This window comes from Mucilaginibacter conchicola (assembly GCF_003432115.1).
GTDB lineage: Bacteria > Bacteroidota > Bacteroidia > Sphingobacteriales > Sphingobacteriaceae > Mucilaginibacter > Mucilaginibacter conchicola.
The window spans coordinates 1,255,436-1,269,452 of record NZ_QWDC01000002.1; the positions used below are offsets into that span (position 1 = coordinate 1,255,436).

12 protein-coding genes are annotated in these 14,017 nt (G+C 44.6%); 6 read left to right on the forward strand and 6 right to left on the reverse strand.

Annotated features, from left to right (window positions below):
- Position 1: 1 nt before the first annotated feature.
- Positions 2–1,240, forward strand: a complete 1,239-nt coding sequence (locus D0C36_RS15300) for a PP2C family protein-serine/threonine phosphatase (protein ID WP_117392471.1) — start codon at positions 2–4, stop codon at positions 1,238–1,240.
- 184 nt (positions 1,241–1,424) lie between these two features.
- Here D0C36_RS15300 and radA read toward each other — a convergent pair whose 3' ends face one another.
- The 4 genes from radA to D0C36_RS15320 all read right to left on the reverse strand — a co-directional run bounded on the left by radA (position 1,425) and on the right by D0C36_RS15320 (position 6,095).
- Entirely contained in the window at positions 1,425–2,864 is a 1,440-nt protein-coding gene (gene radA, locus D0C36_RS15305; RefSeq protein ID WP_117392472.1) for a DNA repair protein RadA, read from the reverse strand.
- A gap of 294 nt (positions 2,865–3,158) precedes the next feature.
- Entirely contained in the window at positions 3,159–4,709 is a 1,551-nt protein-coding gene (locus D0C36_RS15310; protein ID WP_117392473.1) for an Rne/Rng family ribonuclease, read from the reverse strand.
- Positions 4,710–4,943: 234 nt separating this feature from the next.
- Positions 4,944–5,786, reverse strand: a complete 843-nt coding sequence (locus tag D0C36_RS15315; RefSeq protein ID WP_117392474.1) for a tetratricopeptide repeat protein — start codon at positions 5,784–5,786, stop codon at positions 4,944–4,946.
- Positions 5,787–5,792: 6 nt separating this feature from the next.
- Positions 5,793–6,095, reverse strand: coding sequence for an HU family DNA-binding protein (locus tag D0C36_RS15320; RefSeq protein WP_117392475.1), 303 nt, complete (start codon positions 6,093–6,095; stop codon positions 5,793–5,795).
- Between the two features lie 175 nt (positions 6,096–6,270).
- Between D0C36_RS15320 and mutY the strand changes: the two genes are divergently transcribed.
- Together mutY and D0C36_RS15330 are read left to right on the forward strand one after the other, a co-directional pair.
- Positions 6,271–7,314 carry an A/G-specific adenine glycosylase gene (mutY, locus tag D0C36_RS15325; protein WP_117392476.1) on the forward strand — a complete coding sequence of 348 codons (1,044 nt, stop codon included), beginning with the start codon at positions 6,271–6,273 and terminating at the stop codon, positions 7,312–7,314.
- A gap of 23 nt (positions 7,315–7,337) precedes the next feature.
- A complete protein-coding gene (locus D0C36_RS15330; RefSeq protein WP_117392477.1) occupies positions 7,338–7,760 on the forward strand; it encodes a single-stranded DNA-binding protein in 423 nt (140 codons plus the stop codon).
- Between the two features lie 221 nt (positions 7,761–7,981).
- Here D0C36_RS15330 and D0C36_RS15335 read toward each other — a convergent pair whose 3' ends face one another.
- A complete protein-coding gene (locus tag D0C36_RS15335) occupies positions 7,982–9,640 on the reverse strand; it encodes an alpha/beta hydrolase (RefSeq protein WP_117392478.1) in 1,659 nt (552 codons plus the stop codon).
- A 181-nt stretch (positions 9,641–9,821) separates the two neighbouring features.
- Here D0C36_RS15335 and D0C36_RS15340 point away from each other — a divergent pair, with 181 nt between their 5' ends.
- Both D0C36_RS15340 and D0C36_RS15345 read left to right on the forward strand, forming a co-directional pair.
- Positions 9,822–10,862 carry a sensor histidine kinase gene (locus D0C36_RS15340; protein ID WP_117392479.1) on the forward strand — a complete coding sequence of 347 codons (1,041 nt, stop codon included), beginning with the start codon at positions 9,822–9,824 and terminating at the stop codon, positions 10,860–10,862.
- A complete protein-coding gene (locus tag D0C36_RS15345; protein ID WP_117392480.1) occupies positions 10,859–11,578 on the forward strand; it encodes a LytR/AlgR family response regulator transcription factor in 720 nt (239 codons plus the stop codon). Before D0C36_RS15340 ends, D0C36_RS15345 begins: the two co-directional genes overlap by 4 nt.
- 239 nt (positions 11,579–11,817) lie before the next feature.
- Here D0C36_RS15345 and D0C36_RS15350 read toward each other — a convergent pair whose 3' ends face one another.
- Positions 11,818–13,356, reverse strand: coding sequence for a YifB family Mg chelatase-like AAA ATPase (locus D0C36_RS15350; RefSeq protein ID WP_117392481.1), 1,539 nt, complete (start codon positions 13,354–13,356; stop codon positions 11,818–11,820).
- A gap of 179 nt (positions 13,357–13,535) precedes the next feature.
- On the opposite strand from D0C36_RS15350, the gene D0C36_RS15355 reads away from it, so the two are divergent.
- Positions 13,536–13,979, forward strand: coding sequence for a cupin domain-containing protein (locus tag D0C36_RS15355; RefSeq protein ID WP_117392482.1), 444 nt, complete (start codon positions 13,536–13,538; stop codon positions 13,977–13,979).
- The last annotated feature ends 38 nt before the right edge of the window (positions 13,980–14,017 follow it).

Below are 14,017 nucleotides of genomic sequence, written 5' to 3' on the forward strand. Positions count from 1 at the left end.
AATGCAAAACTACCAGGAAAGCTCGGGCGAAGATGAACTCATCAGGCTGCTTCTTAAACGGCAGTCGGAGTTAAACTCTTTATTAGAGGTAACCCGTGCTATCAATAAAAATACCCCTACTACCACGCTGTTCCAGATGCTTGAGGTGATCCTGAAGAACTACCTGCAGATAGGCAAGTTCAGGTTCATGATAGAGAAGAACAGTACCTTCACTTGCATTGCTAAGTACGGGGGTAATATCGAGTCGCCCACGGTGCTAAACAATACCTGGCCGCTCTTGAGCAAACTCAAATCACCTGCACCACTGCATGAGCATACCGATAAGGTGTTGAGCACTTACAATTACTTTATTCCTATTTATCATAAAAATAAAGCACTTGCTTTTGCCCTCATCGGCGATTTTGATACTTCGGGCGATATGCTCAGTAACGATCTCAACTTTATCCAGACACTGATAAACGTAATTGTGGTAGCGTTGGAGAACAAAAGATTGTTCCGCGAGCGCTTGCAAGCCGAACGTTTTCAACGCGAGATGGAGCTGGCCGTAGAGGTACAGAATATGCTGGTACCCATGCGCGAGCATAAGGAAGACAGTGTAGAGGTGGATGCCAAGTACCTGCCCCACCAGGATATCGGTGGCGATTATTTTGACTTTTTCCGTTTGAACGAGAACGAGTTTATGTGGTGTGTCGCCGATGTATCGGGCAAGGGAATTTCGGCAGCATTGCTTATGGCGAATTTTCAGGCCAGTTTGCACGGGCTGGTTGCTATCGAGGATGACCTCACCACTGTAGTAGAACGCCTCAACAAAATAGTGCTGCGCAATACCCAGGGCGAACGTTTCATTACCCTTTTCCTGGCCAAGTATAACGAGAAGACCCGAAAGCTCAACTATATCAACGCCGGGCATAACCCCACTATTTTATACGCCGAAGGTGGGGCTGTGCAACTGAAACTGGGTACCACTATGATAGGTGCTTTTGATGATCTGCCCTTCCTTAACGAAGGCGAGATTGATGTGGAACCGGGCAGCCTGTTATTTAATTACACAGACGGACTGATGGATCTTGAATCGCTGAGCGCCAAAAACTGGAACGAGGATAAGATGATGGAGTATGTGATAGACAACGGCGAACTTACCCCCGATGCTTTCAACGAAGGCCTGATGCACCACATCAATAACGTGGTAAAAGGTAAGCTGATAGATGATATTACTTTGCTTACTTTACGAATCACCTAACTCTCTTAATATTTATGGTTGCACCGTTGGTGCAAAAGGTTGGTAGGAGAACAATGATATTATCATTGCATGCCGTAGATATGCCACACCGCGTTTATGTACCGCACCTAACGGAGCGAATATCATTTATGTTTGATAGGATACCGACCTTTAACTTCTACGGAGTTTCTTGGAAATAGATTTTCTACCCAAACAACAATCCAAATACTTCTTCTATACGGCCTACCGGTTTTACATCAATAGTATAGCGCGAAAGGTCAAGCTTACCTTTATCTTTTGCCGCCGATGGCATGTTGTATTTGGAGATAAAGATCTGCTCAAAACCCAGCTTTTGTGCTTCGGCAATGCGTTGCTCCACACGGTTTACAGCGCGGATCTCGCCCGATAAACCAATCTCTCCCGCAAAGCAAACTTTGGCAGAAATGGGGATATCCTCATGCGATGAGATGATGGCCGCCGCGAGGCCCAAATCAATAGCCGGGTCTTCTACACGGATACCGCCTGTGATATTCAGGAATACATCTTTTGCTCCAAGGCGGAAACCGCAGCGTTTCTCCAGCACGGCGAGCAGCATGCTCATACGTTTAGTGTCAAAGCCCGTTGCGGTGCGCTGTGGCGTGCCATAAGGCGATGCGCTCACTAAAGCTTGTGTTTCTATCAGCATCGGTCTCATGCCCTCTAAAGTGGCCGATATAGTGATGCCGCTTAAGCCATCCTCGCGTTGCGACAATAATATCTCTGAGGGGTTAGATACCTCGCGCAAGCCCTCGCCAAGCATTTCGTAAATACCCAGCTCAGATGATGACCCGAAACGGTTTTTGATGGTACGCAAGATACGGTAAACATGATGGCGGTCGCCTTCAAACTGCAGCACGGTATCTACCATGTGCTCCAATATTTTCGGGCCGGCTATCATACCATCTTTGGTAATATGCCCTATCAGGAACACGGGGGTAGAAGTTTCCTTTGCAAATCGCAGCAGTTCTGCTGTACACTCCCTCACCTGCGACACGCTCCCCGGCGTAGATTCCACATGCGCCGAGTGCAGGGTCTGTATCGAATCTATCACCAATACGTCAGGCTGTAATTCTTCTATCTGTTTAAATATGTTTTGGGTAGAGGTCTCAGTTAATATATAACAACCTTTTTCCTCTTCCGACTTTTGACTTTTGACTTTTGACTTTTCACTTTCGCGAAGGCGCTCAGCTCTCATCTTTATCTGATGGTCGCTTTCCTCGCCCGATACATATAGCACCTTTACATTGGGCATATTCAAAGCCAGCTGCAGCATTAGGGTTGATTTACCTATGCCCGGCTCGCCGCCTATGAGTACTAATGAACCTGCAACAATGCCGCCGCCTAAAACACGGTTAAACTCCTTATCAGGCGTAAGCAGGCGATGCTCTTCCCTAAAGGTGATATCTGCTACCTCAACCGGCTTATTGGCGCGCTGTAGCGATGTTGAAGCGCTGCTGGTTTTCCAGTCAGGTACGCTGGCGTTACCTTTTTCCAGTATTTCCTCAACAAAAGTATTCCACTGCTGGCAGCTTGGGCATTTGCCCAGCCATTTAGGTGATTCGTAGCCACAGCTCTGGCAGAAATAAGCAATTTTGGTTTTAGCCATTGTTTGGATGTGCAGATTACAGATGTGCAAATATGTAGATTATTTTGCTATTAAAATTAGCAAAAATTATGAACTTTCGTCATGCCGAATTTATTTCGGCATCTCACCTTCATAGCAAATTTGGAAGAGTGTTCTATAGCAGTCAATCTAACCCACTTTCTGCATTCTTATAAATCAACGTGGTGATGAGGAGCAGGCAACAGGAACTTAATAAACACAAAAAGAGCAGCCGTTTCTAAAACGGCTGCTCTTTCCTTCATCTGCACTCCCGATAGCAATCGGGATGCACATCTATCATAGCTTTATTTCTTCGTCCTTACTTGAGAAAAACCTGAACTCGGTTATCTGGTAAGCCGGATTGCTTTTTACCTTTATCCATTGGCCATATTTGAAATACCATTTCATTTGGCGGTTGAATAATCCTTTTTTGATATAAGCCTCAATGTACGGGTGTACACAAAGCGTAATATTTTTCTCGTTTTGCTCTTCGAGGATGTAATTGAAGTTGTTTTCAATATCATCCAACAGCAAAATGGTTGGCCTTATGGTGCCTGTACCGTTACAAGTAGGGCAAACCTCGCTGGTAACAATATTCATTTCGGGGCGCACGCGCTGGCGTGTTATCTGCACTAAACCAAATTTGCTTGGCGGCAAAATGGTGTGCTTAGCCCTGTCATGGCTCATTTCGGCCTTTAAATAATCAAAAAGCTCTTTACGGTTGGTAGGCTTGTGCATGTCAATAAAATCAACAACCACAATACCACCCATATCGCGCAGGCGCAGCTGGCGTGCAATTTCGCGTGCAGCCTCTTTATTCACCTGGAAAGCATTCTCTTCCTGGTTTTCTTTGTTGGCAGTACGGTTACCACTGTTTACGTCAATAACGTGCAGTGCTTCGGTATGCTCAATAACCAGGTAAGCGCCACCGGCAAGATTAACAGTTTTGCCAAAGGCAGATTTTATCTGTTTCTCAATACCATGGTGCTCAAAAATTACATCCTTGTGCTTGTGCAGGCGTACAATGTTCTCCAACTCGGGCGATATCTCATGAATGTAAGATTTCACCTCTTCATACATACTCTGCTCGTTCACATAAATATGCTGAAAATCAGGGTTTAAAATATCCCTGAGGATAGTAGATGTACGACCGATCTCGCCCAAAATCTTCTTAGAAGGTTCTGTGCTGTGCAGCTTGGTTGCAAAAGTTTCCCATTTAGAGATAAGGTCTAACAGGTCCTTTTGCAGTTCCTGTACGCCTTTGCCCTCAGATACGGTACGAATGATCACACCGAAATTTTTGGGCTTAATGCTTTCAACCACCTTACGCAGGCGGTTACGCTCTGTGTTGCTTTTGATCTTCTTGGAGATAGATATTACCTCTGAAAAAGGCACCAGTACAACATAACGGCCTGCTATTGACAGGTCGGAACTTAGCCTTGGGCCTTTTGTTGAAATTGGCTCTTTGGCTATTTGTACAGGTAAAAGCATCCCTTTAGATAATACTTCAGAGATCTTGCCGGCCTTATTTATATCGGCCTCAAGCTTAAAGTTATCCAAAAGCTTCGATTGATACCCACCGCTACGTACTTGCTTGGTCAGCTTTATCAGGCTTTGCACCTGTGGCCCAAGATCAAGATAATGCAAAAAGGCGTCCTTCTCGTAACCTACGTCCACAAAAGCAGCGTTTAGGCTCGGCATAATTTTTTTAATGCGGCCCATGTAAATATCGCCAACAGTATAATTATTGGTGATCTGCTCTTTATGGAGTTCTACAAGTTGTTTATCCTGTAATAATGCAATAGTAGCCCCGTTGGGGGATGAATCGATAATTAATTCTTTTATCAATTGCTACTCCATTTCTTAAGCGGCATGCACATAAGGCATACCGCAAGTTAGTAAGTGGATAAAACACACAGAAAAATCCCGCACACGGGCGGGATATAAGCTATCTGTTAAGAAAAGCTTATTTCTTTTTATGTCTGTTTTTTCTTAAACGCTTTTTGCGTTTGTGAGTAGCCATTTTATGTCTCTTACGTTTTTTACCGCTTGGCATAGTAATAATGTTTTTATGTGATCAAATTATTTTTTCAATTCCTTTATGTACTCATCAATGCGCTGGCCTGCAACAGGGTCGCCCATTAACTCCTTACATTTTTCGTAAGCGGCAATAGCCTCATCTTTACGGCCCAGTTGCTTGTAACTCTCGGCCAGGTAAAAATACGGCTCTACCTCTTCTTTTTGCGCTATCAGGGTTTTAAACCTTTCAACCGCTTTTTCAAACTGCCCGCTTTTCATCGAGAACATGCCTAAATTAAGCAGCGCCTCGTGGTTCTTCGGGTCTTTTTTAACAACATCAAGCAATAGTGTGATACCTTGCATTGGCATACCGCCGCCATTAACATAAGCAACACCTAAACCTGTTTTTGCTTCCAGATTATCGGGTTGCAGCTGGTTGGCATGGGTAAAAGCCTCAGTAGCATTTACTATATAAGTGCTTTGTGCCGCTGTATCCTGCGTTAGCTTGTAAGCAGTATTAAAACGGTTACCTGCCAGTATCCAATCTGCCGGGGCATTGCTTTTGCGGGCAATATCCAGGTAGTAGAAACCTGCAGGTGCTGCCTGGTTAAAATCGTCCCAGGTTTTAGCTAATTGCTTTTGCGCTGGTACCTTATCTGCCTCGGCAGCAGTTTTTAAATTATTTTCAAGAACGCCTATTTGCTGCTGCGCCGCTGGGGTTAAACCCGCCTTTGCTGTAGCTGATACCGCATCAATGCTAAGGCTTGCCTTAGGCTTTGCTGCGGGCATTTTGGCATTTGCCTGTGTTGTTTCTTTAGGTTTTAGAAAACCTTTAACGGGTAACGAATACAAATAGCCCATAACAGCAACCACTGCCACTATAACTACTATTTGTTTCGTTCTCATACCTTATTATTTGCTTGCTTTAGCAGTTTTGTTACCTGTTTTTACTTTCTCAACAAAAGTTTTAGCCGGTTTAAAGCTTGGTACAAAGTGCTCTGGGATAATAATGGCAGTATTTTTAGAGATGTTACGAGCTGTTTTCTTTGCTCTCTTTTTAACTACAAAGCTACCGAAACCTCTTACATAAACGTTTTCGCCACCAACCATTGAGGTTTTAACTACTTTGAAAAACGCCTCAACAGTTTCCTGCACGTCCACTTTTTCGATACCTGTTTTAGATGAGATTTCAGCTATAATTTCTGCCTTGGTCATATCCTGTTTTCTTTTATTTAATTGTATAAATACTTAACTGTTTTGGGGTTGCAAAAGTATCGCTTTAAAATTAAAACTTAAAATAAATACCGCATTTTTTTTCGGGGCATGCACAAAGCGCAATTTAAGCTAACAAATTATGATACAGCGGTGATATACTGTTACTTTGCACTGAATGAATTTTAGTGCCCAACTCATTGCCTGGTACCAGCACAATAAACGCGACCTGCCATGGCGAAAAACCACCGATGCTTATATAATATGGCTATCAGAAATTATACTGCAGCAAACCCGTGTTGAGCAGGGTATGCCCTACTTTTATCGTTTCGCCGAGCGCTACCCAACCGTTACCGATTTCGCAGCAGCCAGCGAGGACGAGGTGCTGCGCCTGTGGCAGGGATTGGGCTATTACTCGCGCGGCCGCAACATGTTAAAGACGGCGAAACTGGTGCAGGAACAATACGGGGGCAACTTTCCTACCGCTTATAATGACCTTATTAAACTTAAAGGAATAGGAGAATACACGGCTGCCGCCATATCATCGTTCTCTGCAAACGAGGCTAAGGCTGTTGTTGATGGTAACGTATACCGTGTGCTGGCGCGATATTTTGGAATAGATGAGCCTATCAACTCACCTAAAGGTAAGAAGCTTTTCCAGAAACTTGCCGACGAGGTGCTGGATGTTAGCCAACCGGCATTGCACAACCAGGCGATGATGGAGTTTGGTGCGATGCTTTGCAAGCCCAAAAAACCGGCTTGCGGTATATGCCCGGTGCGCACAGGGTGCGAAGCATTTAAAACCAATGCCACGAGCAGTTTGCCTGTTAAGCTAAAGAAAATAAAAGTTAAGCAACGATTTTTTAACTATTTGTTAATTTTTGATGAGAAACGCGTCCTCATGAAAAAGCGTGGCAATAGTGATATATGGGCAAATATGTATGATTTGCCGCTTATTGAGACCGATGAGTTGTTAGAACCCATGCAGGTTTTGGCTTTGCCTGAAATGAAAATTTTCGGAGAAAGTAACCCCTTAAAGGACAATTCGGGCGTAATTAAGCATGTTTTAACCCATCAACACCTATTTATCCGTTTTTTAATACTTGATAAATTCCCCGGAGAAATGCAAAAGGACTGGTTTTACGCGGATATTAATGACCTGGACAAGCTGGCTATGCCTAAGACTATTTTTATATTTATAAAAGATATTTTTAATTTCTAAATAATTTTCCGTTAATTTATGGCATGTCTGGAATTAATAAAGTTATACTCGTTGGTCACCTCGGAAAAGACCCTGAAGTAAGGCATTTAGAGGGTGGAGTGGCTGTTGCGAGTTTCCCGTTAGCTACATCAGAAACCTTTAATAAAGATGGCCGCAAGGTAGAACAAACCGAATGGCACAACATAGTAATGTGGCGCGGATTGGCTGATGTAGCAGCCAAATACCTGCAAAAAGGCAAGCTGGTTTACATTGAAGGTAAACTGCGTACCCGCTCTTTTGAGGATAAAGAAGGAATAAAAAAATACACCACCGAGGTAGTTGCCGAGAACTTTACCATGCTTGGCCGCAAAACCGATTTTGAAACTGAAGCAGCCCCACGTACTAACGGCGGCCGCACCAACGATACCGACGGCTATCGCAATGATGCCGACGACCTGCCATTTTAATACCCTATAAGTTTATTTGTTGTTATAAGCCCCGGTTGTGTAGCCGGGGCTTTTTTTGTTTTACGCGTTGCGGGCACGAAAAGTTGACATCATTCCTATTCCCCACACGTCATTGCGAGGTACGAAGCAATCTCTTTAGGCCGATTGTACATCTTGCATAACGGATTTACTTAAGGAGATTGCTTCGTACCTCGCAATGACGCGTATAAAGGGCGTGCTTTTCACAACCTTACATCAATCCTGTTTACCCAGATCGCACTACGGTCTGCGGAGGTTTTAAAGCTTTCAAGGATAAGTTCTTTGTTATAACCAAGCTCTTGTTTACTGTGCAGTTTGCCGTTAACGATTATAGATACAGGTTTGCTCAAGTCAACCATCTCAGGCGATAGCCAGATGGAAAATGCTTTCACATCTGAGGTCTCTACGGTGAAAACATTGTTTTTGTAAACGGCCTCTACAGCACCCGATTTCTTGTTGTATTTAAAAGCCATTAATGTGGTATCATGCACAATGGGTTTGCTTTCTTTATCCAGATCTATCCATTTTTTTATAGCAAAGTTGATATCCGTTTGCCATGCGGCGCGTTTAGCGGTGGTGTCCAGTTCGGTTATTTGCAGCCAGTCGCAGCGGCCGTATTTTATGTCGTCGCATTCCCATGTTACCGAGGCGCGGAAGGGGTTGCGCCTGCGTTTGGCCAGATCGGCAAATAGCATTTTAAACGCCGGTTCCGATTCATCAAACTTAGGAAACCAGTGCGGGAAACCGTTGTAACGATGATCCTGGTAATCGGCACCTATCTTTTTCATGGTTACAGATAAAGAATCGTTTGCACCGGGCGGGAAATAATAATCCTGATCGGTTGATACGTTAAAGAAAGATCGGTTAAGGATATTGCGTGGGTAAGTGCCGCCTGTTGCTACCCTTGGCCGGGTATTAAACCCATAGAAAGCCGCGTAAGGCGATGGCTGTTTCATGAGGTACGAGAAGGAGCCGGTTGCTCCGTTAGAGTGGCCCGTTATAAACACGCGGTTATCATCTACATTAATAATATTTTTTATTTGCCTAAGCATGGCAGGTACCATAAAGAAACCTTTATCAGGGTACATCCAGTTATAATCGCGGCCGCCGTGTGGGTAAACCATTATCACATTGCCGGCATATTTGGTATAGAAACGGTTCCAGCCACCCATTTCCCATTCGGGGTATTCTATCATATCAGAATAGCCCAGGTTTGAGTTTACCGCCCCATGGAGAAAGAACATCACCGGATATGATCTTTTGCTATTGTAGTTAGGCGGCATCACCACCAAAAAAGCCGTATGCGAGCTGTCAGTTAATTGAAATTGCAGGGAAAGATATTTGGCGCTGATGGCCGGATAGCGATTGTAATGCTTTATTTTTTGGTAAGCTGCCTTAGCGTCATCGCCCTCAAAATTAAGCTTTTTCAGCATACCGTCTTGTTCTATGCTGTGCTGCACGGCGAGTGCCGAATCCACCCGTTTTTGTCTCGCTTTAATTACTTCCTGCTCTTTGGTTTGTACATCAGCTATAATGGCTGTCCACTGCGGGTCGTTTTTCAGCAGATCAAAATTCTTATCGTTTATCAACTTTTTACTGAACACGTACATCCCGTTAGAGTAGTTGAACTTTACGTATGTGCGTACTGCTTCCAGCGCTTTCTCCTTATTGTTTGCCAGGCTCCATGAAACTGCCGCGCGATAAGCGATACCGTTTGATGCATCAGTTTTCAAATACAGATCGTAGTTGGTGGCTGCGCATACGTAATCTTTTAAAGCAAAGCACGAATCGCCCTTGGCAACATAATCCTGGGCGAGGATGCACTGTGGTATAATGAGTAACAGGACGATGAGTTTTTTCATTACGAGTTAAGATTTGCATGCAAAATGCGCAGTGCAAAGCAGCCCAACAGAATGCTATTGACAAACCGCCTATTATTAATGATGAACCGGCACCTTTGGTCATGCTCATTTTAATCATTGAAATTTGCCTGTTGGTGTATTTTTATGCGGGTTAACCCTAAACCCGTTATATATTTAGGCAATGAAGCGCAAGCAGATCATCTATATCCATATTATTGCCTGGAGCTTTTTGTTCATCAGCAGCGTTTGGCTAAGCCATTTGAGTAAAGGCCCGCAAACAACAAACGAATTTCTGAAGAACGTGCTTATCCAGTTCTGTTATCAGATCATCCCCATCAGCTGTTTTTATGCCAGCTACTTTTTTGTGGCGCCGCAATTTTTTGTACACAAGCGGTATGTGCATGGTGTGTTGTATTCGGTTTTAACCCTCATAGGGCTGGTGACTTTGCGGTATGTGCTGGAGTATTATTTCTTTATCCCGGTGTTGCATTTCGATAATTATCGCGGCCATCCCTGGCCGGTTACAGATTATGTAGAGAACGTTTTCTTTTACTATTTCCCTAAATATTTCATCTATGGGCAGCTTTATTTCTTTGCCGAGAGCTGGTATCGCGATAAGCAGTTAAAACAAGAATTGCTGCAGGAAAAATCAACTGCCGAACTGGCGTTTCTGCGCTCGCAGATGAACCCGCATTTTTTGTTCAACACTATTAATGATATTTATTCGCTTACGTACCAGAGATCTGAGCGCGCGCCCGATGCTTTGCTTAAACTATCAGAACTGTTGCGCTACATGCTGCGCGATGGCAATGCCGATATGATGCCTTTGAGCCGGGAGATACAATATTTAGAGAACGTTATAGAACTGCAGCGCATCAGTGCCAAGGGCGATGCTTACATCAATTTTAACGTAGAGGGCTATGTGGGGCAGCAACAGGTGGCCTCACTGATATTTATCTCTTTTGTAGAAAATGCCTTTAAACATGGAGTTTTAAATGATCGGGATAACCCTGTAGATATTCATCTTACAGCTACCGGCCAAGCTATCAGCTTTGCTATCAGCAATAAAAAGAATAATGCTCAAAAAGACCATACTGGTGGCATAGGGCTAAGCAATGTAAAGCGTCGTCTCCAACTCATCTATCCCCAAAAGCACGAGTTGGATGTGAAAGATGATGGCGAGTTTTATAACGTAAATTTGGTTTTGCAAACAGGCTTATGAGTATCCGTTGTTTAATTATTGATGATAAGCCACTGGCTATTGATATACTGGCCGATTACACCCGGAAAGTGCCTTTTCTGGAACTGATAGCCACCACAACTAACCCTATTGAAGGGCTATCCATCATTCGCGATCAACATATAGATCTGGTATTTCTTGATATACAAATGCCCGAGCTGACCGGCCTGCAGTTTATGAAGATAGCAGGTAAACAATGCAAAGTGATACTCACCACGGCCTACTCTGAATACGCACTGGATGGCTTTGAGCATGATGTGATAGATTATTTGCTTAAGCCTATTGCCTTCGACAGGTTTTACCGCGCGGCGGAGAAAGCTCAGCAGGTATTGGACAATAATAGGATAAATCAGTCGGAAGAGATTTATCCTGCCGATGAACAAAAACATGCCGAATATCTGTTCATTAAAGCGGAGCATCGCATTCAAAAGGTGAACCTGCGCGATATTTTGTTTATTGAGGGTATGCAGAACTACATTGTATTACATACCAGCCAAGGCCGTGTGATGAGCCTGCAAACCATGAAGAAAATTGAAGAGCAATTGCCCGAGCGGGAGTTTGTGCGCGTACATCGGTCATATATTGTAGCTCTTCGGCATATTAATTCAATAGAACGCAGCCGCATAACTATTGGCGGGCAGGTGATACCAATTGGTGACAGCTATCGCGATGGTTTTTACGCAAGGATAGATAATTGAGGATGACGCTGTTTTGTCACCATTAAAATCAATGGCCTGATAATAAGGCGTTCGAGTCTGTTCACGATGTTCACGTGCGTGAACGTGAACACTTTTTGAAGTGTCATTTCGAACGAGCGGGAGCGAGGAGAAATCTTGTTAGCAATGCTAAGTTTTTCTCTGTCCGCATCTAACAGGATTTCTCGTCGCGCACGCGCACGGGTCCGGCCCTTCCGCTTTCTCGAAATGACATTAACTCGCTATCCCGCCCAGCCCTCTCTATCCAAACTCCTGAAGTGGATAGCTTCCGCCAAATGTTCCAGCAAGATCTCTTCGCTGCCGGCAAGGTCGGCAATGGTGCGGGCAACTTTTAGGATCCTGTCATAAGCTCGAGCCGAGAGGCCAAGCTTTTCCATGGCACGTTTCAATAAGGTTTGACCTGCGGTGTTTATCTTGCAGATATCGCGCACCATCTGCGGGCTCATCTGGGCGTTGGCATGCAGATCGGGCTTATTGCCAAAACGCTCTGATTGTATCTCTCTCGCTTTAATAACCCGCTCACGGATATGCGAACTTTCCTCTGCCAGTCGCTCAGCAGATAGTTCGTCGAAATTAACAGGGGTAACCTCAACGTGCAGATCAATACGGTCAAGCAAAGGCCCCGAGATCTTGCTCAGATATTTTTGCACCATACCCGGCGGGCAAATGCATTCCTTCTCGGGGTGATTATAGTAACCGCAAGGGCAAGGGTTCATGCTGGCCACCAGCATAAAGCTGCTGGGGTAATCAACCGTAAATTTAGCGCGCGATATGGTAACTCGGCGCTCCTCAAGCGGCTGGCGCATCACCTCGAGGGCGGTGCGTTTAAACTCGGGCAACTCATCCAGAAACAAAACACCGTTGTGCGCCAGCGAGATCTCGCCTGGCTGCGGGTTGCTGCCGCCGCCAACCAGGGCAACATCACTAATGGTATGGTGCGGCGAACGGAACGGCCTTGTAGTTACCAGTGCATCGGCTGTTGAAAGCTTACCGGCTACCGAGTGTATCTTGGTAGTCTCTAATGATTCGTGTAATGTAAGTGGCGGCAAGATGGATGGCAGCCTTCTTGCCAGCATGGTTTTACCGGCGCCTGGCGGGCCTATCAGTATTACATTGTGGCCACCTGCGGCGGCTATCTCCAAAGCGCGTTTAATGTTTTCCTGTCCGCGAACATCGCTAAAGTCGCTGTCGTAATTGGCAAGGCTGTCGTAAAATTCCTCGCGGGTGTTCACTACCTCGGGTTGGATAGTTTGGGTGCCGTTAAAGAAATCTGCCACCTGTTTAATGTTTTCTACGCCGTAAACTTCCAGATCGTTTACGATTGCCGCTTCGCGGGCGTTTTGTTTGGGCAGGATAAATCCTTTAAATCCCTCTTTGCGTGCTTGTATGGCGATAGGTAATGCACCTTTTATGGGTTGTAAACCGCCGTCTAAGGATAGTTCGCCCATGATGAGGTACTTGTCCAGGTGTTCGGATTCTATCTGGCCTGATGCTGCTAAAACACCCGTTGCGATAGTAAGATCATAAGACGAACCTTCTTTTTTGATATCGGCCGGTGCCATATTCACCACCACCTGTTGCCGCGGCATACGGTAGCCGCAATTTTTTAGCGCTGAATCTATCCTGAAATAACTTTCTTTAACAGCAACATCGGGCAGGCCAACAATAAAATATTTGGTGCCGGCGGCAATATTCACTTCAACGGTAATGGTGATAGCCTGTATCCCATAAACTGCGCTTCCAAAGGTCTTAACTAACACGTGACAGGTTATTTGTAGAACGGAAGATAGTGTTTTTTCAAGATATCTTTCAAATTCCTTTTTTCTGGTTAGGCACTGTTAGTGTTGCTTTTACCCGTTTAAACACGTATAAATTTATTAGTGTACATGTAACACTTTTGATAAGGCTCCCGTCATATATACATCTAACATTTATTGCGATGAAAACTACTGTGAATTTTAAACAGCCCGATGCGGCTGAAAATATAGAGATGCCGGGGATACGCATGACGGTGATATTAAGTACGGAGTGTAGCGGCGGCAAGCTTACCATAATTGAAGATGAAGTGAACGTTGGCGCAGGCTCACCCACATACACCTGTAACCGCGAGGATAAGGTGATACTGGTCAACGAGGGCAAGTTTATGATCAGTGCCAATGGCGAGCAATACCTTGCCGAAAAGGGCTGTAACATCTTTATCCCGAAGGGAACTATGCACAACTTTAAGAATGTAGGTACGGTTACCGGCAAATTGCTGATAACACTTACCCCGGGAGGGCACGAGCATTTTTTGAAAGACTTAAGCCAGTCTGTAAAAGTATTTGGGCAAAACTACGAGGTAATGAATAACGTTGCCCGCAAGTATGATGTGGTGATGGCTTAAACAGGCTACTTGCCTTCAATTATATAAACAAAAAGGGC

Coding starts and splice junctions, on each gene's coding strand:
- D0C36_RS15320 (WP_117392475.1), bottom strand. CDS start 6,095: ATGACCAAGGCAGAAATTATAGCTGAAATCTCATCTAAAACAGGTATC.
- D0C36_RS15345 (WP_117392480.1), top strand. CDS start 10,859: ATGAGTATCCGTTGTTTAATTATTGATGATAAGCCACTGGCTATTGAT.
- D0C36_RS15335 (WP_117392478.1), bottom strand. CDS start 9,640: ATGAAAAAACTCATCGTCCTGTTACTCATTATACCACAGTGCATCCTC.
- D0C36_RS15300 (WP_117392471.1), top strand. CDS start 2: ATGCAAAACTACCAGGAAAGCTCGGGCGAAGATGAACTCATCAGGCTG.
- mutY (WP_117392476.1), top strand. CDS start 6,271: ATGAATTTTAGTGCCCAACTCATTGCCTGGTACCAGCACAATAAACGC.
- D0C36_RS15340 (WP_117392479.1), top strand. CDS start 9,822: ATGAAGCGCAAGCAGATCATCTATATCCATATTATTGCCTGGAGCTTT.
- D0C36_RS15355 (WP_117392482.1), top strand. CDS start 13,536: ATGAAAACTACTGTGAATTTTAAACAGCCCGATGCGGCTGAAAATATA.
- D0C36_RS15330 (WP_117392477.1), top strand. CDS start 7,338: ATGTCTGGAATTAATAAAGTTATACTCGTTGGTCACCTCGGAAAAGAC.
- D0C36_RS15315 (WP_117392474.1), bottom strand. CDS start 5,786: ATGAGAACGAAACAAATAGTAGTTATAGTGGCAGTGGTTGCTGTTATG.
- radA (WP_117392472.1), bottom strand. CDS start 2,864: ATGGCTAAAACCAAAATTGCTTATTTCTGCCAGAGCTGTGGCTACGAA.